Origin of the sequence: Roseibium polysiphoniae, assembly GCF_014842925.1 — a bacterium.
Lineage (GTDB): Bacteria > Pseudomonadota > Alphaproteobacteria > Rhizobiales > Stappiaceae > Roseibium > Roseibium polysiphoniae.
Window position 1 is genome coordinate 24,374 of the sequence record NZ_JACYXJ010000004.1, and the last position, 24,920, is coordinate 49,293.

General features: G+C 55.1%; 20 protein-coding genes and 1 pseudogene. 15 read left to right on the plus strand and 6 right to left on the minus strand.

What is annotated here, in order from left to right; all coding sequences use genetic code 11:
* Positions 1-12: 12 nt before the first annotated feature.
* The gene (locus tag IG617_RS10385; protein ID WP_192109182.1) at positions 13-378 is read right to left on the minus strand and encodes an STAS domain-containing protein; all 366 of its coding nucleotides are present in this window, start codon (positions 376-378) and stop codon (positions 13-15) included.
* A gap of 261 nt (positions 379-639) precedes the next feature.
* On the opposite strand from IG617_RS10385, the gene tssA reads away from it, so the two are divergent.
* The 15 genes and pseudogenes from tssA (at position 640) to IG617_RS10455 (ending at position 18,993) form a co-directional block, all read left to right on the plus strand.
* A complete protein-coding gene (gene tssA, locus IG617_RS10390) occupies positions 640-2,319 on the plus strand; it encodes a type VI secretion system protein TssA (RefSeq protein WP_192109183.1) in 1,680 nt (559 codons plus the stop codon).
* A 167-nt stretch (positions 2,320-2,486) separates the two neighbouring features.
* Positions 2,487-3,008, plus strand: a complete 522-nt coding sequence (gene tssB / locus IG617_RS10395) for a type VI secretion system contractile sheath small subunit (protein WP_192109184.1) — start codon at positions 2,487-2,489, stop codon at positions 3,006-3,008.
* 104 nt (positions 3,009-3,112) lie between these two features.
* Complete coding sequence (tssC, locus tag IG617_RS10400; RefSeq protein ID WP_192109185.1) at positions 3,113-4,597, plus strand: type VI secretion system contractile sheath large subunit; 1,485 nt, start codon at positions 3,113-3,115, stop codon at positions 4,595-4,597.
* An 80-nt stretch (positions 4,598-4,677) separates the two neighbouring features.
* Positions 4,678-5,094, plus strand: a complete 417-nt coding sequence (tssE, locus tag IG617_RS10405; protein WP_213217939.1) for a type VI secretion system baseplate subunit TssE — start codon at positions 4,678-4,680, stop codon at positions 5,092-5,094.
* A 20-nt stretch (positions 5,095-5,114) separates the two neighbouring features.
* Positions 5,115-6,866 (plus strand): type VI secretion system baseplate subunit TssF, encoded by a 1,752-nt coding sequence (gene tssF, locus IG617_RS10410; protein ID WP_192109187.1) that lies wholly within the window; start codon positions 5,115-5,117, stop codon positions 6,864-6,866.
* Positions 6,830-7,933: a type VI secretion system baseplate subunit TssG gene (gene tssG, locus IG617_RS10415; protein ID WP_192109188.1), complete on the plus strand. Its 1,104-nt coding sequence runs from the start codon at positions 6,830-6,832 to the stop codon at positions 7,931-7,933. Before tssF ends, tssG begins: the two co-directional genes overlap by 37 nt.
* Positions 7,934-8,019: 86 nt before the next feature.
* Positions 8,020-8,277: pseudogene (locus IG617_RS21940) on the plus strand (FHA domain-containing protein); the annotation flags it as partial.
* 447 nt (positions 8,278-8,724) lie between these two features.
* Positions 8,725-9,963 (plus strand): type VI secretion system-associated FHA domain protein TagH, encoded by a 1,239-nt coding sequence (gene tagH / locus IG617_RS21640; protein WP_254170514.1) that lies wholly within the window; start codon positions 8,725-8,727, stop codon positions 9,961-9,963.
* A complete protein-coding gene (gene tssJ / locus IG617_RS10425; RefSeq protein ID WP_192109190.1) occupies positions 9,963-10,454 on the plus strand; it encodes a type VI secretion system lipoprotein TssJ in 492 nt (163 codons plus the stop codon). Before tagH ends, tssJ begins: the two co-directional genes overlap by 1 nt.
* Before the next feature lie 135 nt (positions 10,455-10,589).
* Positions 10,590-11,921, plus strand: a complete 1,332-nt coding sequence (tssK, locus tag IG617_RS10430; RefSeq protein WP_209008408.1) for a type VI secretion system baseplate subunit TssK — start codon at positions 10,590-10,592, stop codon at positions 11,919-11,921.
* Positions 11,922-11,936: 15 nt separating this feature from the next.
* Positions 11,937-12,851 carry a type IVB secretion system protein IcmH/DotU gene (gene icmH / locus IG617_RS10435; protein ID WP_192109192.1) on the plus strand — a complete coding sequence of 305 codons (915 nt, stop codon included), beginning with the start codon at positions 11,937-11,939 and terminating at the stop codon, positions 12,849-12,851.
* Positions 12,852-12,866: 15 nt separating this feature from the next.
* Entirely contained in the window at positions 12,867-16,436 is a 3,570-nt protein-coding gene (gene tssM, locus IG617_RS10440) for a type VI secretion system membrane subunit TssM (protein WP_192109193.1), read from the plus strand.
* Positions 16,437-16,563: 127 nt separating this feature from the next.
* Positions 16,564-17,328, plus strand: a complete 765-nt coding sequence (gene tagF, locus IG617_RS10445; RefSeq protein ID WP_192109194.1) for a type VI secretion system-associated protein TagF — start codon at positions 16,564-16,566, stop codon at positions 17,326-17,328.
* Positions 17,328-18,044, plus strand: coding sequence for a PP2C family protein-serine/threonine phosphatase (locus IG617_RS10450; protein ID WP_192109195.1), 717 nt, complete (start codon positions 17,328-17,330; stop codon positions 18,042-18,044). Before tagF ends, IG617_RS10450 begins: the two co-directional genes overlap by 1 nt.
* Positions 18,034-18,993 carry a serine/threonine-protein kinase gene (locus IG617_RS10455; protein ID WP_192109196.1) on the plus strand — a complete coding sequence of 320 codons (960 nt, stop codon included), beginning with the start codon at positions 18,034-18,036 and terminating at the stop codon, positions 18,991-18,993. Before IG617_RS10450 ends, IG617_RS10455 begins: the two co-directional genes overlap by 11 nt.
* 29 nt (positions 18,994-19,022) lie before the next feature.
* Here IG617_RS10455 and IG617_RS10460 read toward each other — a convergent pair whose 3' ends face one another.
* From IG617_RS10460 to IG617_RS10480, 5 genes are all read right to left on the minus strand, one after another.
* Positions 19,023-20,732 carry a hypothetical protein gene (locus tag IG617_RS10460; RefSeq protein WP_192109197.1) on the minus strand — a complete coding sequence of 570 codons (1,710 nt, stop codon included), beginning with the start codon at positions 20,730-20,732 and terminating at the stop codon, positions 19,023-19,025.
* Positions 20,733-20,738: 6 nt separating this feature from the next.
* Positions 20,739-21,092: a hypothetical protein gene (locus IG617_RS10465; protein WP_192109198.1), complete on the minus strand. Its 354-nt coding sequence runs from the start codon at positions 21,090-21,092 to the stop codon at positions 20,739-20,741.
* A 12-nt stretch (positions 21,093-21,104) separates the two neighbouring features.
* Positions 21,105-23,021 carry a tetratricopeptide repeat protein gene (locus IG617_RS10470; RefSeq protein WP_192109199.1) on the minus strand — a complete coding sequence of 639 codons (1,917 nt, stop codon included), beginning with the start codon at positions 23,019-23,021 and terminating at the stop codon, positions 21,105-21,107.
* 76 nt (positions 23,022-23,097) lie between these two features.
* Positions 23,098-23,751 carry a DUF3540 domain-containing protein gene (locus IG617_RS10475; protein ID WP_192109200.1) on the minus strand — a complete coding sequence of 218 codons (654 nt, stop codon included), beginning with the start codon at positions 23,749-23,751 and terminating at the stop codon, positions 23,098-23,100.
* 51 nt (positions 23,752-23,802) lie between these two features.
* Complete coding sequence (locus tag IG617_RS10480; protein ID WP_192109201.1) at positions 23,803-24,912, minus strand: hypothetical protein; 1,110 nt, start codon at positions 24,910-24,912, stop codon at positions 23,803-23,805.
* Positions 24,913-24,920 lie beyond the last annotated feature (8 nt).

Here is a 24,920-nt window from a genome sequence, read left to right on the forward strand (position 1 = left end):
GAATGGGCGTTCTCAGGGGTCAGAGCTTGCTGTTTGACTCAAGCCGGCCATATCGAAAGCGGCATCTTGGTTTTCCGCGACCGTGACAATCTTCAGGAAGCCGGAAACACGCAAAACGTCCATAACCGAAGGGTTCGTCGCGAAAAGAATGAATTTGCGGCCGAATGGGGCGAGCTTCTTTGCGACGATCAAAATCGACCGCAGCCCGAAACTTGTCACGTAGTCGACACCTGACATGTCCACAAGAAGTGGCCCATTCCCGTCTTCGACGCAGGACTGCAAATGGGCTTCGAAGGTTTTCGCCGTCAAAGTATCTAGTTTACCCGTAGGACAAATGATTTTTACATCGCCTTCAAGAGTGTCTTCAATGGTCAACATTTCCTGGCCCGTTATGCTTATGTCATCGAAATCTCACCAATCTGTTGGATTGATGAAGATATAATTTCTCTACCTTGAATTCTAAACATTACGCCAGCGCGAAGGTCTGGGCACGTTGAGCGAAGCCAATCTATTCAACATATGTGAAACATAAAAGCGCAAGCATCGAAACAACTGACTTTCATGAACACAGCGAATCCGGCAGCATGGCAACAGTTATGATTGAATTTTTGCGTTATCTGATTTTCTAGGAACTTGAGTATGCCCGAGGTAGATACCACAAGCCTGCTGAATGACCCGCGCGCCGACTACGGGACCGTTGCGATCGATGCAAGCACCTCGGTCGAAGACTTTCGGGACAGTGCGGAATTTGAGGCTCTGGAGGCAGATTTCCGTAAGACCGAAACGGAAGGGCCTTCCGCGGTCGACTGGAAATCGTACAACGCCCGCTCGCTTGATGTCATCAAGACCCAGTCCAAAGACCTGGTTCTCGGGACGCGCCTCGCCTATGGCCTTTACCTTGACGAGGGCTATACTGGCCTAGGCGTTGGTCTGTCGATTTTGCGCGGCATGGTTTCGGAGCATTGGGAGGAACTCTTCCCGCCGGTCAAACGAGAGCGTGGACGCGTTGGTGCCTTTGATTGGCTCGCCGAAAAGCTCGCGCCGGCCGTCGAAGCCAAGCCTCCAAGCGACGACGCGCTGGTCTATGCACTGGTGTCGCACGAGATGCTGACGCAGCTTGACGATCTTCTCGAGCAGAAGCTGAGCAAATACTCCGTCGCGATGGGCCCCCTGGTGCGTGCTCTGCGGCCGCATGCCAAAGCGGCTCAGCAAGTTCTGGACGCAGCGGCGGAAGCTGAGAAGCAGGCGGAGGCTCCTCAGAGCACTACAGCTCCCGAGGTGGATGTGCAGAAAGAGCCGTTGGCCGCGCGAGAAGCTGAGGCGCCAGCACCGCAGCCTGCTCAAGTTGCCCAGCCCGCGCCGCAACCGGCGCCCCCGCCGGCACCTGTAGAGGTTCCAGCCATATCGGCAGATGGCAATGCCGATGCTTCTGCGCAGGCAATTTTTAACGCTGCAAGCAAGGTCGCCACTTCGATACGCCAGCAATCACCGGCAGATTCCCGGGCTTATCTGTGCGCGCGTTTTGCCATATGGGGCCGCATTCAAGCTGCACCACCAAGTTCCGCTGGCAAAACATCGTTGCCGCCGCCGCAGAAAGCAAAAATAGCCGAGATAGAGGCGCTTTTGTCGGCCGGGAACAATGAAGCGCTCGTCAAAGCGGCAGAATCTGGCTTTGTCGCATCACCCTTCTGGCTAGACGCGCAATACCACGTTGCAAAGGCAATGCAGTCGCTTGGTGCTGACTATGACGCGGCGAACAGGACCGTGACTGCGGAGTTGGCGAGTTTTCTAAAACGGGTTCCTGGCCTGGTTGAATTGTCTTTCAACAGTGGGATGAGTTTTGCCAGCCCGGAAACGCGTTCCTGGATCCAGGAACTTACCAAGGCCCCGGATGATGCCGGCGGTGGGGGAGTGTCCGAGCTCGACATGATTGCAGCCGCCGCAAATGCCGAGGGGCAATCCGGTCGTGTTCAGGGAGGCCTCCAGATCCTGAGCGACCACGCGAACAGCCGCGCCAGCGAGCGAGAGCGTTTTCTGTCTCAAATCAAGATGGGCGAGTACTGCTTGCGCTTTGAACTTCTTGCTCCGGTGTTTGCTCTTATTTCCCGCCTTCGGGAGACGTCTGAAAAACGCGCTCTTGATATGTGGGAGCCGGAACTGGCTGTGGAACTGGCCAAATTATCCTGGAGAGGCCTGTCGCACAAAAATGCGCGTCAGTTCATTAACGAGGGACACGGTATTGAAATGAAAGCTGAGATAATGGGGACGCTCGCGGCGTTAAATCTGCCGGTCGCAGCTGAATTGAGCGGCAAGAAGTAGACTGCGAAGAGCAAGTGCTCGAATTTATTTCGCCAACTTAGAAACGGCAAGATGACCTTGTTGTTTCAGCTTTTGGAATGGGTGTTTTGGGTTGCCGACGGGATGCGATAGTCTATGCTCTTATCTGCATTTCTGCGGAGGCACTGTTTGATACGTAAGGGATTGTGATGTCAAAAGAATCGTCAGTTGCTCCGAAGGAGCGCGTCAATATCAAATACAAGCCTGCGACCGGTGACGGCAAGGAAGAGGTCGAACTTCCGCTGAAAATGGTTGTTCTGGGTGATTACACCCTGAAAGACGATGATACCCCCGTCGAGGACCGGGCGCTTATCAACGTCAACAAAGATAATTTTGACGAAGTCATGAAGAGCCATGACCTGTCTCTCGATCTGGCCACAGAGAACAAGCTTGTTGAGACCGCCGAAGGCGAAGAGCCGGAAAACCTGTCCGTTTCATTGAAGTTTGAAAACCTCAAGGATTTCACCCCTGAGGCGATTGTTCGACAAACACCTGAATTGAACAAGTTGCTCGAGCTTCGCGAAGCGCTGGTTGCCATGAAAGGCCCACTCGGAAACGTTCCTGCTTTTCGCAAGGCAATCCAGGGCGTGCTTGGCGATGAGCAGTCTCGGGACAAGTTGATGGCGGAACTGACGGGCGCTATCGGCAAGCCTGAGGGCTCCGAAGATTAATTTTGAATTGCTGCATATTGGGGCGGCTCGTGCTTTTGTGCGATGGATCTGGTTCAGACATGTCCCAATTATCTGTATGTATATTAAAGACGAGACCGTGAATCATGGCTGAATCCGAATTAGACCAACAAGTTTCCGGACAGACGCAGGAAGAAGAAGCTTCGCTTCTTGATCAAATACTGCATGAAACCAAACTGGCGCCAAGTGATGATGGCTATGATGTAGCCAAAAAAGGCGTTGCAGCCTTCATCTCAGAGTTGCTGAAGCCGACCCGGGGCGACAGTCAGGTCAACAGCGCTGCGATCGATCAGATGATTACTGAGATCGACAGCAAGCTGTCTGCGCAGGTCGACCAGATCCTGCACCATGAAGAGTTCAAGACGCTTGAATCTTCCTGGCGCAGCCTGAAGTTTGTCATCGACAGAACCGACTTCCGCCAGAACATCAAAGTCGAGATGATGAGCGTGTCGAAAGATGACTTGCTCGAGGACTTTGAAGACAGCCCGGAAGTTGTGAAGTCTGGTCTCTATCAGCACATTTATACCGCTGAGTATGGTCAGTTTGGTGGTCAGCCAGTTGGCGCTGTCGTTGCAAACTACGACTTCGGCCCTGGCTCACAGGACGTAAAACTTGCGCAATATTGTGCAAGCGTCGGCTCCATGGCCCATGCGCCCTTCATCGCTGCCGCCGCGCCTTCCATGTTTGGGGTCGACAGCTTCGAAGAGATTCCAAACCTCAAGGATATGGAATCCATCTTCGAGGGGCCGAAGCACGCGAAATGGAATTCCTTCCGGGAATCCGAAGACGCCAGGTATTTTGCGTTGGCAATGCCGCGGTTCATGCTGCGGACACCCTATGGTCCCGAAACAACTCCGGTGAAGGCCTTCAACTACGAGGAGAAGGCCGAGGGCGGCAGCGAGAACTATCTCTGGGGCAATGCCTCATTTGCGCTGGCGACGAAAATCACGGACAGCTTCGCCAAATACCGGTGGTGCCCGAACATCATTGGCCCGCAGTCTGGTGGTGCGGTCGAGGATCTTCCGCTTCATACATTCGAGGCGATGGGACAGCAGCAAAGCAAGATCCCGACTGAGGTTCTTGTCTCAGACCGCAAAGAGTTCGAACTGGCAGAGCAGGGTTTCATCTCTCTGACCATGCGGAAGGGCAGTGACAACGCTGCGTTCTTCTCTGCGAATTCCGTCCAGAAGCCGAAATTCTTTGGGAACACCCCAGAGGGCAAGGATGCCGAGCTGAACTACAAGCTTGGAACACAGCTGCCGTACATGATGATCATAAACCGCCTTGCTCACTATATTAAGGTGCTGCAGCGTGAGAACATTGGAAGCTGGAAGGACAAGGGCGAGCTGCAGTCCGAGCTGAACAACTGGATCAGGCAGTACGTCTCCGATCAGGACAACCCTTCTGCCGACGTGCGCTCCCGCCGTCCGCTAAGAAAGGCGTCCATTACAGTCTCTGATGTTGCCGGTGAGCCAGGCTGGTACAGCGTTGGCATGTCTGTTCAGCCTCACTTCAAGTATATGGGCGCTGACTTCACGCTGTCTCTCAAAGGCAAACTCGACAAGGCTTGATCGCTTCACGATCATGATGCGGGAACTGCTTTCCGGGATGGCGCTGCTGCGCCATCCCGGAACAATCACAAAGAGTGGCGATGATATCGGTCAGTCTTTTGCAACGCCTGGAAGAAGACCTGCCGAATTATGCGGGATCAACGACCAGCCAGGCTGAAAATGCATTGATGGACAGCATCTTGTTCAATCTGCGCATGTTGTTGAACAGCAACGCGGGGTGCTGTGAGACGCGTGCAGATTATGGGCTGGCGGACTTCAATGCGCGTGGGCAAAGCCACCGCGATACAGCCGATGCATTGTGCCGGGATATCGAACGTCAAATAAGAATGTTCGAGCCACGCCTGCGCAATGCGATGGTGCGGGTCGTCGAAGACGCAGCGCGGCCTCTGGAGTTTATCTTCAGCGTTGAAGCAGATCTGGCTTACCCTGACAGGTCCGTACGCGTCAGATTTGATTCCGTGCTCGGAAGCGATGGGCAAGTCCGCCTCAACGTATAGTTTTAGAGTTGTTTTTGAACATGTCTGTCAACTCGTACTACCGGGATGAGCTGAATTACCTTCGCGAGATGGGAAAGCACTTCGCCAAGGCCAATCCCAGACTTACAAAGTATCTGGGTGAAGACGCTTCAGACCCTGATGTTGAGCGATTGCTCGAGGGATTTGCCTTTCTGGTCGGGCGGCTGCGCCAGCGCCTGGACGCGGAAATGCCAGAGGTGTCCCAAAGCCTGCTTAAGCTGATCTGGCCACACTATCTGCGTCCCGTGGCACCTATCACAACCATGCAATTTCGGTACGCGCCCGGTGCTGGCGAGCCGTCAATCAATGTACCGGCAGGGACGAGCGTTCAAACTGCAGCTCTGGACGGTCGTGCCGTTCAATTCTGCACGAGCTTCGATCTCAAGGTGTTGCCGCTTGAGATCTCTTCTGTCGAATTGGAAAATAGAAAAGACAGTTGCAAGCTCAGCGTGACGATCAAACGGCTGGCTGGCAGTAATTTCCAGATATTCAGAGACAACGATTCTCTGCAATTGTTTCTAAACGGCCATGGCGACGACAATGTCGCGCGAAATCTCTACATGTATTTTTTGCGTAAGCTCCGAAAGGTCGAGTTTTCGGCAAAAGGCGGTGTCGCACAAGCGGCGGGCATGGAGATTGAGCCCGTTGGTTTCGCCGACAACGAAGCAACACTGCCTTATCCGCAGGGCGCATTTCAGGGTTTCCGGATCATGCAGGAGTATTTCTCCTGCCCTGAAAAGTTCATGTACGTCCGCTTGAAGGGGCTGGCGGCACTGGCGGACGTCCAAACAGAGAGCGTCACTCTCGTCTTCCACTTCGGGCAGCGCTTTTCCGATGTCTCGCGCCTGAACAAAGATCATATTGTTTTGAACGCGACGCCTGCAATCAATCTGTTTGATACAGAAGGGCAGGCGCTTCTCGTGTCGCACGATCGATCCGAATATCCAGTCCGGCCCGTCGGAGGCAATGATGCGGAGAGTGTTCACGCAGTCACGTCGGTTACCGGCTGGGTGCAGGGTAGCGGCGAGAAGGTGGACTATGAAGAGTTCGAGTCCTTCGCACACGATGGCCGTGCGACCGATGACCAGAAGTTCTACTATCGAACGCAAATAAGGCCGTCTGTTATCGGTGATGGCGTCGATCACTACATCTCATTCGTGACGCGCCTGAACGAGGTTGGCTTGCCGTCCACCGAAACGGTTTCGCTCAGGCTGTTGTGCTCGAACGGAAAGCTGGCCGGCAGGTTTGGTCTTGGATCCGTGGTAAAATCGACATCCTCAACCCCTGCCAAGCTGGAATTCGGCAACGTCACGCCCATTCTGACCGAAGTTCCGCCGCCGCTGGATGATCGTGTCTTGTGGACGCTGATCGCGAACCTTTCTCGGAACTACGCATCGCTCATTGATGTGGAGGCTCTCAGAACGGTCATTTCCGCCTATGATTTCCGCGCCAACATCGACAAGCAGGGCGCGCAGCAGCGGGACCTTCTATTGCAAAGCCTGCAGCGTTTTGAACGACGCGGCGTCGACATCTTCCGCCAGGGTCGCCCGGTGCGGGCCTTTGAGCTCGCGCTTACGGTTTCAGAAAGCTTGATTGGCGGCGAGGCTGAGATGTTTCTGTTCGGAAGCGTCCTGGACCAATTCCTGAAGTCGTACTCGAGCATCAACAGCCTGCATCGGTTCTCGATCACTGGCTCGGATTCGAATGCCGCCCATCATTGGACTCCGAAGTGGGGGGGAGCCGCTTCACTATGACTCTTGGAGACAATCCCGGTTCCCTCGCATCCGTTCAAAAAGTTGGCGACGAAGGGCGGTCAGCCCGCGCTGATTTGGTGCCGCACCTCAAGCACAGCCAGTTCTATCAACTTGTGACCCTGATCGGGATGCTGCACGAGGGTCTGCAGGGATTGGGGCCTGGTGGAGATCCGACCGCTGAGCCGATCCGTTTCCGATCAACCCGATCATTGAGCTTCGGTGCCGGCGATGTCTCCGAAATTTCTTACGATGAAGATGCGGACCGATTTGACATTCGGGTGAATTTTTTTGGCTTGTACGGTCCGGCCTCTCCGCTTCAACCTTTTTTGACTGAGCGGATCATTGAGAGTGACGAAACACCGTCGCCGATTGAAGACTTGCTGGACCTGTTTAATCACCGGCTCATCACTCTTCTGTTCGGTATATGGCAGAAATCAAGGTATTTTACCCGTTTTGAATCTGGCGGGGTTGACGCCACTTCCAAGTGTTTTCTCGCCCTTTGCGGCTTTCCGATTGAGGATCGAAACACCATCGGCAGCGTCCCTCGTTCAGCGCTTTTGCCGCTCGTCGGATTGATGTCGCTCTATTCCAATTCGGCTGACGTTACGTCGGCAATGCTGACAAATTTTTTCAAGGTTCCGTGCTCTGTCATCGAATATATTTCGCGCCAGATTAGGGTGCCTGAGGAGGCACAACTTCAGCTGGGAGTTATGAACACGTCCTTGGGTGAAAATGCGATTGTCGGCAACGAAATTAATGATGATCTCGGCAAGTTCAGGGTTCGAATGGGAGTTGCCGATTTCGAGGCACTTCTTCCCTTTCTTCCATTCGGGGAAAGACATCACGAGATTGCAGAATTACTGTCGATGGTCATCCGGGATCCCTTGGACTGGGATCTGGAATTTGATTTTGAGCCGGACAGCATGCCGATGGGGCGGTTGGGCGAAAGCCGTTTGAACCAATCGTTCTGGCTGCATGCGGACGCTGACGTGCCGCTCGAGACGCCGGTTCAACTATCTGTGGTTTCCGCAGATTCACCCAATCGCTTAGCCGACGCAGGCTTCTAGTTTCGCCCGAGATCAGGCTAGAATACGAACTGGACCAAATTCTATCGAGTCACGACATTTTTGATGCGAAAGACAACGTGATCTAGATGACTTTTTGCCTATCGCTCACTTGCTCCGCAATCGCGAGCAATCACCTTTTTGGGCCGGACGGCGGAACATTTGGCCGTTCGAACAAGTGTGACTGGACGCTGCCCGATCCCGAGCGAATTTTGTCCTCCATTCACGCAAGGATCATGTGCCAAGGAGGGACGTTCTTCCTGCTGGATGAAAGCACCAACGGGACGTTTCTGGCGGGCGAAGCAAATCCGATAGGGCGGGGTCGATCCATCGCGATCTCCCATGGCATGATGATCGTCGCGGGGCGCTATGAGATCGAAACTCAATTGGTCCGGATCGACGAGCCTGCGCAGACGCCGATCGAAGCCTCACCATCAGCTTATCCGGCAGCACAGCCACACGTTGGCGCAGCAGGACAATCATTGAACCCGCTTACAGAGCCCCGTCTGGGCGCCAACCGAGACACAATTGGCGTCCCGCTTCCCGGTAGACAGTCCCTTGATCCTCTGGATTATCTCGGAGGCGATCCGGTGTCTCATCATACAGCGACAAGCGCACCAGGTCGGCCGCTCCATCCGCAGCAGGTGCCCGGTGAATTCGGACCTGGCCCAACCGCACAAAGCCCTTTGCCACAAGCAATGAACCCGATGCCAGATAGTTCTGGAGTTCCGACCAGTCTTCAGGCGCGCGCCAATCCGGCCGCTCCTTTGGGGCAAGGGGTGGGACCGATGCCTATGTCTGATTTGGGGTCGTCTGGTGGACCCGTAATTCCTGAAGTGTCAGATTTTGCCGCGTCGTCCCCGCAGGCTGCAGACAACCGAAGCGTTCCCACCCCGTCTCCCGCCGCAACAAAGGCCTCTTCAGGCACTGGAGATGTGATTCCTGAGGACTTTTTATCGGGTTTGATGAAACGCCCGTCCGAAAACGGGCAATCCGCGCCGAAGATCGCGGGTCCAATAATTCCGAATGAGTTTGAGCCGACAGGAACGCAAAAGGCAGCGACCCGCGCGCCAATGTCAGCCGATTTAAGCGGTCGTTCATCTGCCGCAAATGTTGGGAAAGCAAATGGCTCAAGTCAGGCTCCGGCGGGCCTGAGTCCTGCATTGAAGGCCGATGAAGTCGTAATTCGCCCACCTTTGCCTGCTGCTAGCGGCGCTGTTCATGTCCCGAAGCCTCCCTCAGGCCTGGATCATATGGAGGCTTTGAAAGCGCGCCGCGAAAAACGCGTGGCCGCCCTTGAGCAGAAAGCGAAGATAGCGCAACGGCCGCCCTCGTCTGAGCTGGCTGGCCGTCCGAAGACCCCGGATCCGCTCGAACCGTCCTCTCGTTCCGCAGCTCGGCCGACTTCGCCGTCACCGGATGCGAAAAACACACAGCTCGTCGCCGCGCTGCTGAAGGGCTTGGGCTTTCCAGATGCAAGTGTTCCAGCTGACAAGCAGGAAGATCTGATGTCGGACGTCGGCGCCATGGCACGGGAACTGGCCGGGGGAATGGTGACGTTGTTATCCGCCCGTAAAATGGTGAAGTCAGAATTTCGGATGGATGAGACCCAGATCCAGCCGGAAGAAAATAACCCCTACAAACTTTTCAAAGTCGGAGAGCTTGCTCTCGATGAAATGTTGCTCACTCGCACCGGAGGTTTCCTGTCGCCCGAAGACGCAACAAAAGCAGCTTTTCAGGATATTCAAGGCCATACCATCGTCATGATGACCGCCATGCAGCGGGCGTTGAAAATACTCTTTGAGCGCGTGTCGCCGGAAGCACTCGCAGACGAAGGTGAGGCCGACGGGGGATTGCGGATTCGCGGGCTCGGCGCGCGCAAGGGAAAATGGGAAGCCGCAACGCAGAATTATCAGAAAATGAGCGGGAATTTTGAGCCTGTCATTCGTCAAATTATTATGGAAGCCTTCGCGCAGGTTCAGGAAGAACAAGCCAGACGGACTTCGAAGGAGTTCTGGGAGAAAAGAAAGTAATGTTCCTGACCAGAAGAGAGCTATTTCAGGGGCTTTCCGTCTCTACGTTTGCCACGGTTCTCGGTTGTTCCCGTTTGCCGGATCCGACGCCTATTGCTGTTGAGTTGAATGCGGATGCCAACGTTAATCCAAACGAGGATGGTGAGCCGTCGCCAATTGTGGTTCGTATCTACGAACTCAAGGGGACAAAAGCCTTCAACAATGCCGATTTTTTCGACTTTGTAGACGACGACAACAAACTCTTGGGCGCGGACCTTATCGGCAGCGCCGAATACGAGCTGACGCCGGGGAAATCGCAGAAATATGACCGCGATATATCGAGCGAAGCCACGCATTTAGGTGTCATCGCAGGCTTTCGTGATATTCAATCGGCCCAATGGCGTGATTCGATTGAGCTTCAAAAAGAAAAAAAGAATGAATTTGTTATCTATCTGACAAGTTTAGCCGTACGTATTCAGAAATTGCGTAAGCGCCGGCTCGGTGTATTTTGACAACGGACTTAGGGGCGAAATCAGAATACAGTCTTCGGCCTGAAGCTCCTGTGAATTATTGAACTTGCGGGGCGATCAGACTGATTTTCTCGTTCCATTGCGCGACAGTGCGAACTGGATACCCAGGGGGTAAGCTTGAACGTAACCGGTAAACCGCTTTGGCTGGAGGGAATGTTCCTCAGGCCCCAGCATTTGCAGCAGTATGATCGGTGGATCGAAAGCGGCCTGGAACAGCGGATCAAGGGGCTGTTGCCTTACTCCTGGGGTGTTCGGCAGATCAGTTTTCACGCGGACGCACTCGGCAATGGACAGCTTCAGATCAGCGAAGTCGATTTGATCTTTCCGGATGGGACAGTGTTTGCGTCCCCTGCAGGCCAGCCAGCTCCCTCAGCGCGACAAATCACCCAAGAACACCAGGGCAAGAAGATATTTTTGACTCTGCCCTTGAAGGCTTCGGGTGGCCTCGATGTCAGCGAAGACGGGCACAGCGAGCACAGATACCTCAGGCAGTCGACCGACGCCCCGAACAATACGGAGGGTGACCGTCCCCCCGCGAGTATCGTCATCGGGGCGTTGAATGCGAAGCTTGTGATCGAAGGTGAGAGCCTCGACGAAACAACGTCTATTCCGATTGCCGAAGTTGAATCCGTTGACGCGCAAGGCGCCATAACGCTCTCGAAGGACTATATCTCTCCGGTGATGTTTGCCGGTGCGAGCAGCATTTTGATCTCGCAGATGGAGCAAATTCGCGGCTTGCTGAGAAAGCGTGGTGAGGTTTTGGCCTCCGGAGCGGCGGGCCAGGGCGGAAACACAAGGGCGGGCATTATCGACCTGATGATGCTCGGGGTCACAAATCGGTACGAATTGCTCTTTGGTCACCTCATCAAAACCGGCCTGAACTCTCCGGAAGAGATCTATCGCGAGTGCCTGTCGCTGATTGGCGAGTTTTCGGCTTATGGTGCAGATAGCCGCCGTCCGCCGGCGGTGCCCCGATACGACCACCTTGACCTTCGCGAAACGTTCCGGCAGGTGCTCGAAATCCTGCGGAACCTGTTGAGCTTTGTCGTCGAGCAAACAGCGATTAGCATTCCGCTGTCAAAACGCGAATATGGCATCTGGCTGGGGGAAATCACGGATCGTATCGTGTTCCAGGGGCGGCAATTTGTGCTTATTGCGCAAGCAAATGTCGGCTTGGAAGTACTTCGAACTCAAATGCCGATCCAGATCAAGATCGGCCCGGTTGAAAAAATTCGCGAGCTTGTAAATCTTCAGCTGCCGGGTATCGGGATTTCGCCGCTTTCAGTGGCGCCCCGCCAGATCCCTTATATTCAGAATGCGGTATACTTTGCTCTTGATGTGGACAATGACCTTTGGCCGCAGTTCCAGGATTCGGCAGCTTTCGCGTTGCATATGAGTGGCGACTACCCAGGGCTTGATCTCGAACTTTGGGCGATTCAGAAAGGCTAGCAAGCGACACCTGCGATGAGCGATGATCTGGACCAACCAACGGTGGCACGACGTCTTAGCCCGAGAGCTCGCACCTCTCTTGCGGACATGAATGCGCCTGCGTCGGGCGCCCGGCCGGATCTTGGGGATGAGCCAACGGTTGCGATCCTCGGAGAGGATCAATTCGGGCAAAAAAAGCCTTCCGCGAACAATGGCTCGCCTGGGGGGACTGTTCCGACAGCCTCTACGATTGTGCGTTTGCTGGAGCCAGAGCCGGAGCGGCGGATTGTCCGTGCAGCGTCACCGCTGCTCTTGCTGATTTCCCAGCTGAGAAACTCGGTTGAACAGGCGGATGTCCGGGGACTTCGCCAACAGGTCGTGGAAGAGATCGACCGTTTTGAACAGGCAACCCAGAAAGATGGTGTCGAGGCGGGTGATATAATCGCGGCGAGGTACATCCTTTGTGCAACTGTTGATGAAACGGTGTTGATGACTCCTTGGGGCAGCCGCAGTGAGTGGAGCTCAAACAGCCTCTTGAACCAGTTTCACAATGAGACCTGGGGCGGGGAAAAAGTTTTCAGCATCCTCGACAGGATCAGTGCCGAGCCGGCCAAGAAACTTTCTCTCCTCTTGCTGATACATTCCTGCCTGATGTTGGGCTTTGAGGGCCGTTTTCGGGTTCTGGAAGGTGGCAAGGATCAGCTGGAGGATTTGCGAAGTGAACTCTCCAGGACGATCCGGCGATACAGCAATGTGAAGCCCGACCAGCCACTGTCCAAAGTTGTCAAAGGCTTCCAGCGGGGACGCCGCCTGAGCACCTTGCCGCCTTTGTGGATCCTCGGGACAATCGGTTTGTTCCTCTTGGTTGTTGTCCGTGGCTATGCCGAATTCACTCTCGATGGTGAGCTCATTCCAGTCTTAAGCGATATCAAATCGCTGTCAGAGAAATAGAAGGCTGCCGCGAAGATGCTCAGGACCTACTTTGCAAGCCTGTTCCGCGCGCTTAGCCTAATCATCCTATTTGTTCTGATTGCTTGCTCGCTGCTGATCTGGTTCTTCGGCGGATATGTGACGATTGGCGGTGTGACACCGTTTCAGGAGACACCACCACGGCTCATTGCGATCATCGGGCTTTTTACGGCCTTCTTCGCGATCACTTTTATCCGGCATGTGCTGGCGCGCAGATCGAATGCCAAGCTGATCAATTCCATGCTGGCCAACGACGAACTTGTTTCCATGGGTAACGATCTGTCGTCGGATGAAGTGGAGTTGATACGCGAGCGTTTTGAAGCTGCCCTGAAGAAATTGAAGGACAACCCACTCGACGGTCGCAAACAGAGAAATTATCTCTCTGAACTGCCTTGGTACATCATCATTGGTCCACCTGGCACCGGCAAGACGACAATCCTTCGAAACTCCGGTCTTGAATTTCCCCTGGCCGATAGCGGCCAGGAAGCCTTGCAGGGCATCGGGGGGACCCGAAACTGTGACTGGTGGATTTCCAATGAAGCCGTCCTGATCGATACAGCTGGCCGTTACACCACCCAAGACGTCAATAAGGGCATCGACGCGGCCGCGTGGAGCGGTTTTCTCGATCTTCTGGTCAAGTTCAGGCGGCGCCGTCCGATCAATGGGGTGATGCTTGCGATCAGCATTGAGGATGTGGCTCTTGCCGGGGAAGAGGAGCGAGCGAGGCAAGCCGAGACCCTTCGGCAGCGACTGAGGGAGCTCCATCGCGTTTTCGGTATGCGGTTGCCGGTCTATGTCATGTTTACGAAATGCGATCTGATCGCAGGTTTCGATGAATATTTTGACGCCGTAAAGGAAGATGAGCGGGAACAGGTGTGGGGCGTCACCTTCCCCTATGATGATGAGCAGGTCACAGTTGGCCCGGCATTCGAGACCAACTTTATCGATCTCGTCTCCCGGTTGGAGCGGCAAATCCCGGCCAAGCTTTCCGAAGAACGGAACAACAGCCGCCGCTGTCGGATCTACGGCTTTCCCTATGAGTTCGGCAGCCTGTCGCAAGTTCTGCGCGGTTTCCTGACCGATGTGTTCCGCTCGAGCCGCTATGAAGCGCAACCCCTGCTGCGCGGTGTTTACTTCACATCCGGCACGCAGGAAGGAACCCCGTTCGATCGCTTGCTCGGTGCAATGGGGCGCAGTTTTTCGCTCTCGGCCAGCCAGCAGTTGCCTTTGAACGGTCAGGGAAAAGCTTATTTTATCAAGAATCTGCTGACGGACATCATCTTTCCGGAACAAAACCTGGTTGGAAAGAACACGAAGGTCGAAAGGCGTTTGGCGGCGCTCTATGCAGCTTCGCTTGCCGGTCTCGCTGCGTGTGTCGTCGGGCTTTCTCTCTACTGGCTTTCTGGTTTGTACTACAGCCAAGAGGTTGTTGAGCGGGCCGAGGAGAACACGGAGCTTGTGAGCGTCCGGCTGGACGAGGCCAAACAGAATCGCTCCCTGGTCAACATCTTGCCGACCCTAAATGCGGCGGAGAAACTGCGTGATGACGTTGCCAACTCTTCGAATTGGCTGACTGGTGCGTTCTTCAGCGTTGAGGGGGAGAGCAGCCTCTATCCGGCGGCTGATGAAATCTATCATTCCATTCTGCTGGAATACCTTCTGCCCTCCATCTCGTCGCGTTTGGCAACGCAGATCCAGCTGGTTTCCAGCGCGACAGACGGCAACAGCGTTTTGCTGCGCGATCAGTTGGAAACCTATCTGATGCTCACCACCGGTCAGAATTTTGACCCGAGTAAGGTCGGCAAGACGTTCAAGGAGCAGAACGAGGCAGCGTTTGTCCTCAATCCGCAGAACCGGGCAGCCATGCAGGAGCACATGGATACGCTGGTTACGCTATTGCCGGCGGTTGCGCCCGCCGATGTCCCGATCGTAGAAGCTGCTCGTACGCGCATTCAAAAAGTCCCGCAAGCGTCTGATATCTACAATCGTATGGTCGCAGATGCCGTGCAGAGATATCGACTGGCTCCCATCGATATCGTCCGCGTTTTGGGATCGGGCTCGCTTTATGTCGATACCGCCGTCAGCAGCGGTCAGAGCATCATACAAGGGCTCTACACCAAAAACGGCTTCTACAATTTCTTCCTGCCGCGCTTGCCGCAATACATCAGGGAATCCATCGGGACAGATTGGGTTCTGGGCAATGACGGCCTCAATGATCAGGCCTACAACAAATTGGCCAACCAGATCGTCAAACTCTATACGGATGATTACGTCTCTGCCTGGCGTGGCGGTGTGACATTTGTAAGAGTTATTGAGCTGGGTTCCCTCGGGCGTGCGCAGATTGTTCTCCAAGACCTTTCGAGCCCACAGTCTCCGCTTACCAATCTTCTCTCCGTATTGCGTGAGAACACACAGCTGCCGTTGCCCGGTGACGATACGGATCCTGCGGCGGCAGCGGTCGCCGGAGCCGCGCCGCCTGCAGCCGGCGGGTTGGTCACCTCGGCAACAGATGCGCTGAAAAAAAATGCGATCGAGACGGCCTTTGGCGATGCCCCTTGGCCAGGCCTGAAGATCGAGGAGGCTTTTCGCCCGTTGATCAACCTGGCTGACCCGTCAAGTGGGCAGGCCGCGCTTGATCGGGTCCAACAGCTGTTCGGCGACCTTTACGGCAACGTCTCCGGGATCGTCACCGCGCCGGACCCCAATCAGGCCGCTTTCGATTTCGTGTCCAAACGCGTGAAGTCACCGACAAGCGACGCATTTACCACCCTGCGATCTGAGGCGGCCATCAAACCTGAGCCTGTTCGCTCCCTGGTCTTGTCGATTGTCAATCGCACCTGGCAGCTGATGATGAAATCCAGCTATCTCCACGTGAATGGAAAGTGGCAGGACGAGGTGGTTCCAGTCTGCAATTCGATCATGACCGGCCGGTATCCATTCACGCCAAGCGCCGAAGAAGATGTCGCCCTTCAGGATTTCACTGAGCTGTTTGGCCCTGCGGGTATCATCGACACGTTCTTCAAGGAGAACATGTCACCTTTCGTGACAGTTCGCGGGCGGCAATACGCGGAAATTACGTCACAAGGCATAGGCCTGGGCCTTTCGAACGGGTCCCTGGCCCAGATGTCGACTGCACAGACCATTCGGGAAGCATTCTTCGGCAAGACGGGAACAACCCCAGAAGCAAAATTCACGATTCAGCCGACGTTTTTGGACCCGAACGCTCTGCGGTCGGTTCTCAAAATCGACGATGAGCAGATTGTTTATCGCCATGGACCGGAACGCGCGCAGGACTTCGCCTGGCCGAGCAAGCTTGACGCAAGTGTTGCAGAGCTGTCGATCACGCTTCTGGACAATTCCAAAGAGACATTGGAGCGCAATGGCACCTGGGCAATCTTCCGAATGCTGACAGCCTCGGGTTTGTCGAAAGCCCGGGGACGGGATCAGTTCGTGTTTTCGATCGAAACCGAAGGAGCCAAGGCCAGTTACCGGCTTAATGCGGGAAGCGTGACAAACCCGTTCAACCTGGGCCTCTATTCTTCCTTCCGCTGTCCCCCTGCGCTTTAATAGATATGATCTTGAGCGGAATTGCTTTTACGGTTGCGTTGATCGTCGGGCCTGCGTCTCGTTGAAGACGGTCTCGGGCCCCGAACCTAAATTGCCGCTGTGAGTTTCATCAAATCTGGATTGCGCAATGTCTGTCTGCGGCTATTTCGGCAAGATCCCCCTTGAAAGGGATTTCATATTTCATGGCCTTCCGACCCGGACAATGGACGCTTGGGCGGATGTCATGGCAGCGTGGATGGCTGCGAGCCGGGCGGTTGAACGCAGTCGGTGGAGTGAGCGTTACTATTCTGCGCCTATTTGGCGGTTTGTCGTTGGAAGAGGGCAGATTGACGGTGAGTGCTGGCTCGGGATCGTTGCAGCTTCAGTTGACGCCGTTGGACGCGAATTCCCATTCGCAGTTTTGATCTCGGCCGATCTGGATTTGATGAAATCGCAGCCCATACCCTTTCTGGACAGGCTTTTGGACACTCTGGAAAGGCCCATGCTGTCCTTTATCGAGGGAGACCTTGGTCAAGACGAATTTCGGAATTTGATCCAGGCCGCCGCGCACCAGATGCAACGGGGAGCCGATGGTCCAGGCAGCAGTGACGCTTCCAGCATTATTCTCCCCCGGTCGCGCGATGACGGGATATGCCTATCCTATGAAAAACCGGAGGGGGGAGGCTTGGCGATTCAGTCCCTGCACAGCCTGCCGTCCCAAAACAAGGACGATCCTGCTGGCAGTCCCTGCCTTTGGTGGCATGATCGTGACGCAGGGCGTCCCGGTGAATACTGCGTGACCAAAAGCTTGCCAAAGGTAAGCAATGCAGCGCCCTATTTTCTTGGCAACTGGGGAGCTCATGGTTGGTCTCCCGAGCGCCTGGAAGACTATTTCAGTGAGACCTCCGACTGATGAGTGAGCAGAGCAGAATGGAAAGCGCATCGCCATCGCAGCTGAAACTGACGTTGGAAGCGGAAGTGGCGACCCGGAGAGGGCCTTCTCACGAATGCAATGAGGATGCGTATTTCATTGACCTCGCCCAGGGCGTTTTTGTCGTAGCCGACGGCATGGGCGGCCATCGGGATGGTCATCTGGCCAGCAATGCAATCATTTCCGAAATCTCTGCGGTGCAGAGTTCAGATGTCGAGCTTGAAGATCGGGTTCGTCTTCTGACGTCCGCCCTCGAAGAGGTCAATGGAACCCTTTATTCCCAATCTTTGGCTCTCCCTGGTGGTGACATCTCCGGTTCGACGGCACTCTGCCTGCTGATCAACAGCGGCTATGCCTGCTGCCTTTGGGCCGGAGATTCGAGGCTTTATCTTTTGCGCGACAATCACCTGTTCCTGGTGTCCGAGGATCACACGGAAGAAAGCGGAATGCTGACCCGGGCGATAGGATCTGCCCAAGACGTGGAGATCGATCGCCGGGTATTGAGCATTAAAGAGGATGACGTCTTCGTCTTATGCAGCGACGGGCTTCTCAAGGGCGCCAGCGAAGACGAGCTTGCAGAAATGCTCAGCCAAGACGAGGTAGGGCTCGCTGACCGACTGCTGGCCAAATCGATCGTCGGTGGCTCGAAAGACGATATCACGCTTATTCTGGTCTGGGTCAGAAGTCATGACATCTGATACTGGCGTCCGGAAGACCCCTCCAACAAAAACCAAGAAGGCCGGAAAGCCGAAGTCCCCGGTTCGCCCAGGCGTCGTCCTGAGGGGCCGCTTTGAATTGCTGGAGGAAATTGGCCGCGGTGGGCTGTCCGTTGTTTTCAAGGCCCGTGACAAAGTCGCGGCCGACGCCGGTCTTGCAGATCCCCATGTTGCATTGAAAATCATCCTTGCGGGTGATGCCGTTGAACCGGATATTGTCTCATTGATGCACCGGGAAGCCCGACGGCTTAGGGATCTGGTTCACCCTAATATCGTCCGTGTCTACGACATGGATGTCGAGGGTCAACTGCACTTCATGGTGATGGAGCATCTGAACGGAAAGACGCTATCCCAGGCCTTTAGGGAAACGCCGGCGCACATTCTCGACGCCAGAAAGGTCAATCGTCTCGTTCAGGATGTGGCCGCTGCACTGTCCTTTTCCCACGGACGCGGGATCGTTCACGCAGACCTGAAACCCGGCAATATCTTCATCGAACGCAATGGCGCCGTTAAGCTGATCGACTTCAATATTGCCTTCCCGGTTGCCCGCCCGATGAAGGTCACAGAGGAAGACACGATACAGATACTGGGCCGATTGGGTGCTGTTACGCCTGCTTATGCGTCACCGCAAAGGCTGAATGATGCGGAGCCTTGCGAGGCAGACGACGTCTTTTCACTCGCGGTGCTGACCTATATGGCCCTGTCCGGTCGGCGCCCGTTTGGCGGCAAAACGTCGCTTGAAGCGTTGAAAGAAGAGGTTGCTCCAGAGCCCATTCGAGGTCTGCATCGGCGGAGCTGGAAGGCAATCGAAAACGGCCTGGCGTTAGACGATGCCAGTAGAACGCCATCGGCGGCGCAATTTGCATTGGAATTTACGCGTCAAAACGTGTTCTCGGTCGCCAATCGCCTGATGGCACCCCTGCAAAGATAGTCAGGTATTCGACTCTGGAGCCCACATTTCTAAACAGGGATCTTGAATTCGAATTCCTGCTGAGGCGCGATATCAGGTGTCGAACGTGCTGCAATCTCGATGACTGAGCCGCCATCATCATCGTCACCCAGATTGACGTCAAACACCATCTTGCCCGAGTAGATGTCATTAAGCTGGGCAAGGCGAAGACGCAGCGTCTGCAGCATTTCGTCGACGGGTTGATCAGCGGAGAAGGTTTCCATGAGAACGGACTGTAGCAGCGTGTTGAGGCGCGCCAGAACCAGTGCGTTTGTGAGAGACTGATCTCCCTTTCCGTTGGCAATAGTGGCTGGCTGGCCGAAGAAGACACTGGCCCGGTTTTCCTGACCCGAAAGCACGGTGATTCCAGTTTGGGCGAGTGCTTCCGAGCTGTCCCTGGAGATCGTTGCGCGAACGGCGTCACCAACCTCGCGTCCGCCAATGTGCTTTGATTGCACCTCCAGCGCATCGAATTCGGCCCTAAGCCCTGGTGTCAGCATTGGCCAGCCGGTCCTGGCCACCTGCTGCGAGATCATGGTGGCAGCGATCCAGCATGACGGGATGAAATAGGCGGGACTGTCTTGGCTCATGGTGCGTGCACAGCCATCATTCCACAATAGGCCTAGATGATGCGCTGCATCGTTGTCTCGAAGCGAAAAGAAGCCCTCATGTCCGGTAGATCCGATGACCTCCTGGGGCGCGTCTCTCATGGCAAGCTCGCTTGCTGCAACGCCTGAAAAGTCGGGAGTGAGAGTGGCCAACGAAAGCGTGTCGAATGTATGAGCTGTGCTCGCCAAAGCTTTCAATTCGGCAACACCGGCGTTTTTGAGATCGCACCGATTTGTAAAAACGACAAGATCGAAGAGTTCCGCCGACAGTGCTTCTTCAAGGCGCTGGGAGATATCACCAGCGTCAGCATCGAGTGGTATTTGAAGAAGTGAGGCATCCGGCGTCTGGTCTTTTGGGGTGCTGCTGAGTAGGAGCCGGAGACCAACCCAATTCTCAAGGATTTGCTGGCATCTTGGGACTGACAGAAAAGCCTTGGTCTGCAGCGCCAAGAGCCGCTCGACACCTGGAATCGGGGCTTCCTCTGGTGCACTCCTGGACGTTTCTGGCGGGATGTTTTGTTCGATAAAGGAGTCCAGCAGACCCCTGGCTGCTGTCGCCGGGGCCTCAGGGATCTCGACCATTGACAGTAGTCTGTCGAGGTCATCCAAGATGTCCGGATTCATATCTTGCTTGGTCGTTTCTTCCGCCACACCGGTCTTTTGATGTTTGGTAGGCCGCGACGTCTTTTCCGGCTGTGATGCGCTTTCAGCCAGCTTGTCATACCGTTGACCGAACCGCTCAAGAGACTGGAAGTCCCCGGCCTTGAGTGCGGGGCCAATCTCGCTCTTGTAAGAAAACTGGGTCGCAAGCTTTTCTGGACGCAAGTGAGAGAGCTTCGCAAGGCGGAGCGTTTCAGACAGGACGGGGGGATAGGACCCGAGAAGGTTCTCCGCCTCAATCGTGAACTGTGGAGCCAGGTCCGAGAGAAGCTCAGCGAGATCCCGACTGGCCAGGTCGTGGCAATCGCCGTTTTCCTCTATTCCGAAATCCCCAACAAGAAGCATCCGGTAAGCGGGCGTGGGCGGAACTTCTTGCAGCCCATTGTCCGAACCAAGTCCGAAGGTCGTCGTAAAAGATCTGATTCCCGCTTGATGCTCGTTGTCGTCAGCCATGAGGTTTCAGCCCCTGCGGTTTAGGAGGGTCGGTGAGGCATCGATCGATAAGAACGCAAGTGTCTGTCTATCGAGAACGACCTTGCCCTGAACTTCGTAGCCCGCCGTTGTGTCTGCGACATGTCCCGATATGCCGAACACGATGGCGGTTCTGGTGCCTACCATGGAAGTGTCGAGAGGCGTCAGGGTCAGATCGAGGTTCAGTGGACCACCGTCACTCATGACAACGGATGTCCGTCCGAGGGCACGCGCCGCGCCACCGCCCTCAAGATAAACCTGAGGAGAGCGGTTGCGGATGTAGTCATAAATCGCGGCGCGCATTGGGTCGGGTTCGCGCAGGGCCGGCCGCCATGAAGCCATCAGATGTCCTTGTCACTCAGATGCATGATGTTTCTTCGTCAAAGGCGATGACTGCGCCTGCAGGTCGAGGAGTTGCGAGACCTGTTCCAGAACCTCTTGCGCAATCTGTGGGAAAAGCTCTGCCCAATTGCCGAATTGCGGCGAGCTCACCACGAGCGCAGAAGGGTACCACAGCGCTTTGCCAGCGTCTGCATGCCAATACCAGGGTCTGGCAGGGCGTGTAAGGACGATCGCTGCCTTGCCCAAGGCTCCTGCCACATGCAATGGAATCCCGTCCGGTCCAATGACCAGGTCCATCTCCGAAAGGACACAGGACAGATCGACAAGGTCCTTGAAGTGAACGCCCGTATCAACGATGTCCGGAAACGCTTTCAGCTGATGTCGCGTGTCGTCCCAGGCAACGCTGAAAACGGTTCCCGGGAACTCTCTGAGCGCAGGGCCGTAGTCCTCAAGCAGCAGTCCGGGTCGAGAGGCATCCCATGCCAAGGCGATCCAGGGCCTTGGAAATTCTGATAAGGCCAGGCGCCAATGTTCGGTTCTGGCTTCCGGAGGGCTTATGTAGGGCAGGGAGGTCGTCACATCGCCGCGTATCGCCTCCGGTATCGCAAGCAGAAGCGAAATGGGAAAGGAAACCACATCTTCCGTTTGAGGCGGGGCCTCTCGGGCTAAATCGATCCCGGTATAGGCAATGGCATCGAACAATTCGGCCAACTGCGAGAGCGTTTGCGATCCCGACAGGGTTGCCCCTGATCCCTTGCTCATCTGCAGGACGAAGCGCAAAAGGACGATCAGTTCCAGATTTGTAATGCCTGTATCAACGACATAATTTGCGGTCGAGAGTGCCTCAGCTAAAGACTGGTCATTTGCAATCAGATCGGCTGGTAACCCCAGGGTTTCACCAAGAGGCACCTGATCGAAAGTGCCAACCGCTTTGTCGATCTCGCCGGTGGACAGATAGCAGTCGCGGGCCAAGTTCCACAATCGTTGGGATTTGTCAGCTGGAAGCTTCGCATGATTTGCAATCAGCGGCTCAAGCAGGCGCAGCGCCTGCTCCGAAAGGCCAGCCATGCGATAGGCAAGAGCAAGCGCAAGGCTGGCGTCGATGCGATCCGGGTTTCGCTTAACAACGGGCAGGAATTCCGCAAGGGCAGCACGTGGTTCCCCACGCTCGATCATCACACGCACATGACAAAGCCAGGCAGGAAGCAGGTCCGGAAAGAGCGTCGTCGCACGTTTTGTGACCCGTTGAGCCTCGCTCAGGTAGCCCAGGGCTGCCAGGTTCGATGCAATGGCAATCATGAAACCTGGATTTTCAGGCGCCTTCAGATGGGCCTTTTGCAAGTAGTGGGAGGCTTTTTCATTGTCCCCCAGGCCCGAGAGAATTTCGCCGATGAGGCCGTTGAGGTCTGCATTTTCAGGGTCCCGTTGAAGGGCGTCCTGAGCAAGTTCCAAAGCCGGAGGATAAATGCCATGCGCGGCATAGAGCTGGGACATTGCCCGCACAATGCCTATGTCTTCCGGATGGGCGGCGCGCACATCTGACAGGAGCACTTCAGCTTCGGAAACCTGACCGTCCTTGATAAAGAACTGGGCCTTCAAGATCGCCGCATCAGCGTGCATTGGATCACTTGAAAGGGCTTGGTCGACGAACGCTTGCGCCTTGTCTTCTTGCTGGGCCAAAACAAACAGCTGAGCGCAGAGTGACAGGATATCCGCGTTGTTCCCGGCGAGCGTCAAGGCTTTCTGTGCGAGGGACTGTGCAGCCTCCAGATCACCGAGCTCCATGCGGATCTTCAGAAGCGCTTTAAATGCATCGATAGAACTGGGCGAGAAGTCCAGAACGCTTTCATAAATCAAAGCAGCACTCTCGCGTCGGCCCGCGTCATGATGCTCTTGGGCAGCCTTCAGACGATCTTCAATCAAGAGCATTGAAACATCCGGTTTCGATCATGAATTAATGCTGGTTCAATCAGCGGCAACAGTTAGGAGGGGCTTGCGATCGACATCACCCTACGCTCACCCGCGTTGCGTCCAGGCGAACGTCTTCCTTCGCGGTGATCAAGGAAATCTCGCTGGTTTGGGTTGCAACGTGATCAATGTTTTGCACCAGTGTGCCGGCATTCAACGTCTCGGTTTCCCGAACAGCGCTTGTGCGCGTGTCGACCGTTGTGGTGATCGTGCGCGCAGAAACCATCTTGTCGATGATGTTCTCAAATGTCCGGGTGAAGCTGGAAACACACCGCTTACCCGTTTGAGTCAGGCTCTCTGCGAAAACAGTCAGTTTTTTAGCGGTCAAATGAAGATCCGGCGCGGCGATGTCGATTTGTTGGCCGGACTTGATCTGAAGATGGTCGGCCCCCGGCACGGAAAGCTGAGCTACGAGGGATTCCCGCCGCTCCAGAACGGAAAGGATGTGTGCTTCTTCACCCTGAACAAAAACAAGAACACGATCGCCAATGGCGGGAGCGAGCAGGCAACCAGCGGCTTGCGTGGCATGAACCGGATCGCTTCCTGCCACATCCACCAGCGCCTCGTGTTCGGTGATTAGAGCAGTCACCGAACCGGTCAATAGAGAGCCTTGATCGCCTTCCTTTGCCCGTAGCTCTTCTCCGTTTCGAGCGGTGGCGGGCGTAGAGTGCGACTTGCGCGGGGTAACCATTCGTGGTCTCCAAACTCGTGTGAAGGCGGCCTGTATAGGTTTGCCCAAGCGTTACATAAATGTTTGCATGCCGACGATTGCTCCCAGCGGGTTCATCGTGGCACTTAAATTGGTGTTCTTTGCAACGACAGCACCAGCTTCGGCGACCGTGCTGACAGCCTTGACGGCCGTAGTTCCCATGTCGGCACCGACGTTTTTCAGCATCGCCCCAACATTGGATGCCGTGACTTCATTTGCCGTAATTTCTACTTTGTCTTTTTTTATCTCGGCCTTGATCTGGCAAATATCGAATTTGTAGTGACCGACGTCAAACTTCCAGCCGTAGAGGTTTAGCTTGGTAAGGACCGAAATGCTCACGACGGCCGCCAATGACATGTGAAATTCGGCGGCGAGCTTGAGGCTGACCTTCCCGCCCATAAAGAGCTTCGAACTTCCGCCATGATGAGTGCTTGAGGTGTTCGCGTAAATTTCTTTAAAAGAGTCTGCTTTGTATATTTCGTATTTATTGTGCTCATAATACTTTCTGGAGACGCTTGTGGTCTTTGTGTATTCTTCACCATTGATCGTTATTTTTGATTTATAATAAGATTGCTCAATATCACCCAGGCCATCTGCTGCCGCTATATATATGTTTTGGGCGACGCCGTCAGTATTCGTGCCTGATTCGATGGTCACCGTGCCTTCTGTACTTTCCAGATGAATGTCGCTGGTCGCGTTGATCGACATTTTTTCGCCGGCCTTTACCAGGATACGCCCATCGCAAGCCAGTAGTATGCCATTTCCGCCGCCCGCCGCGTTGGTGTAGATCCCTGCGTCCGTCTCGGTTTCTATCTGGTGCGCTGGAAAGTAACCGGCGTAGGCGGCCTCACCCGCGTTGTAGGCGCTTTGTTCCATATCTGAATACTGGCCAAGGCGCAGGATCGCGCCCAGTCCTGCGTCATCGGACGTCGTCGAGCCATCGCCCACGGTCGCGGGAACGTAAAAGTAGGTATAGGTGTTCTGGTAATGGGTTCCCGTATCGGATTGCATCAAAGCCTGATCATCTGTCCGATTGGACAGTGCCTGGTTTAGCGCAGCGATTTGGTTGCTCTGGGCGTTATTGGTTGTCTCCAGCGCATCAATATCATTTTGAAGTTGCGTAATGCGAGGCGTCCTGGCCATCGAATGCT

What these genes read in the sequence shown, in the direction of transcription:
- icmH (WP_192109192.1), top strand. Translation starts at nt 11,937, where the DNA reads ATGAGCGATGATCTGGACCAACCAACGGTGGCACGACGTCTTAGCCCG.
- IG617_RS10465 (WP_192109198.1), bottom strand. Translation starts at nt 21,092, where the DNA reads ATGGCTTCATGGCGGCCGGCCCTGCGCGAACCCGACCCAATGCGCGCC.
- tssB (WP_192109184.1), top strand. Translation starts at nt 2,487, where the DNA reads ATGTCAAAAGAATCGTCAGTTGCTCCGAAGGAGCGCGTCAATATCAAA.
- IG617_RS10385 (WP_192109182.1), bottom strand. Translation starts at nt 378, where the DNA reads ATGTTGACCATTGAAGACACTCTTGAAGGCGATGTAAAAATCATTTGT.
- tssJ (WP_192109190.1), top strand. Translation starts at nt 9,963, where the DNA reads ATGTTCCTGACCAGAAGAGAGCTATTTCAGGGGCTTTCCGTCTCTACG.
- tssC (WP_192109185.1), top strand. Translation starts at nt 3,113, where the DNA reads ATGGCTGAATCCGAATTAGACCAACAAGTTTCCGGACAGACGCAGGAA.
- IG617_RS10475 (WP_192109200.1), bottom strand. Translation starts at nt 23,751, where the DNA reads ATGGTTACCCCGCGCAAGTCGCACTCTACGCCCGCCACCGCTCGAAAC.
- tagF (WP_192109194.1), top strand. Translation starts at nt 16,564, where the DNA reads ATGTCTGTCTGCGGCTATTTCGGCAAGATCCCCCTTGAAAGGGATTTC.
- IG617_RS10455 (WP_192109196.1), top strand. Translation starts at nt 18,034, where the DNA reads ATGACATCTGATACTGGCGTCCGGAAGACCCCTCCAACAAAAACCAAG.
- IG617_RS10480 (WP_192109201.1), bottom strand. Translation starts at nt 24,912, where the DNA reads ATGGCCAGGACGCCTCGCATTACGCAACTTCAAAATGATATTGATGCG.
- tssF (WP_192109187.1), top strand. Translation starts at nt 5,115, where the DNA reads ATGTCTGTCAACTCGTACTACCGGGATGAGCTGAATTACCTTCGCGAG.
- IG617_RS10450 (WP_192109195.1), top strand. Translation starts at nt 17,328, where the DNA reads ATGAGTGAGCAGAGCAGAATGGAAAGCGCATCGCCATCGCAGCTGAAA.
- IG617_RS10460 (WP_192109197.1), bottom strand. Translation starts at nt 20,732, where the DNA reads ATGGCTGACGACAACGAGCATCAAGCGGGAATCAGATCTTTTACGACG.
- tssE (WP_213217939.1), top strand. Translation starts at nt 4,678, where the DNA reads ATGATATCGGTCAGTCTTTTGCAACGCCTGGAAGAAGACCTGCCGAAT.
- tagH (WP_254170514.1), top strand. Translation starts at nt 8,725, where the DNA reads ATGTCTGATTTGGGGTCGTCTGGTGGACCCGTAATTCCTGAAGTGTCA.
- tssA (WP_192109183.1), top strand. Translation starts at nt 640, where the DNA reads ATGCCCGAGGTAGATACCACAAGCCTGCTGAATGACCCGCGCGCCGAC.
- IG617_RS10470 (WP_192109199.1), bottom strand. Translation starts at nt 23,021, where the DNA reads ATGCTCTTGATTGAAGATCGTCTGAAGGCTGCCCAAGAGCATCATGAC.
- tssM (WP_192109193.1), top strand. Translation starts at nt 12,867, where the DNA reads ATGCTCAGGACCTACTTTGCAAGCCTGTTCCGCGCGCTTAGCCTAATC.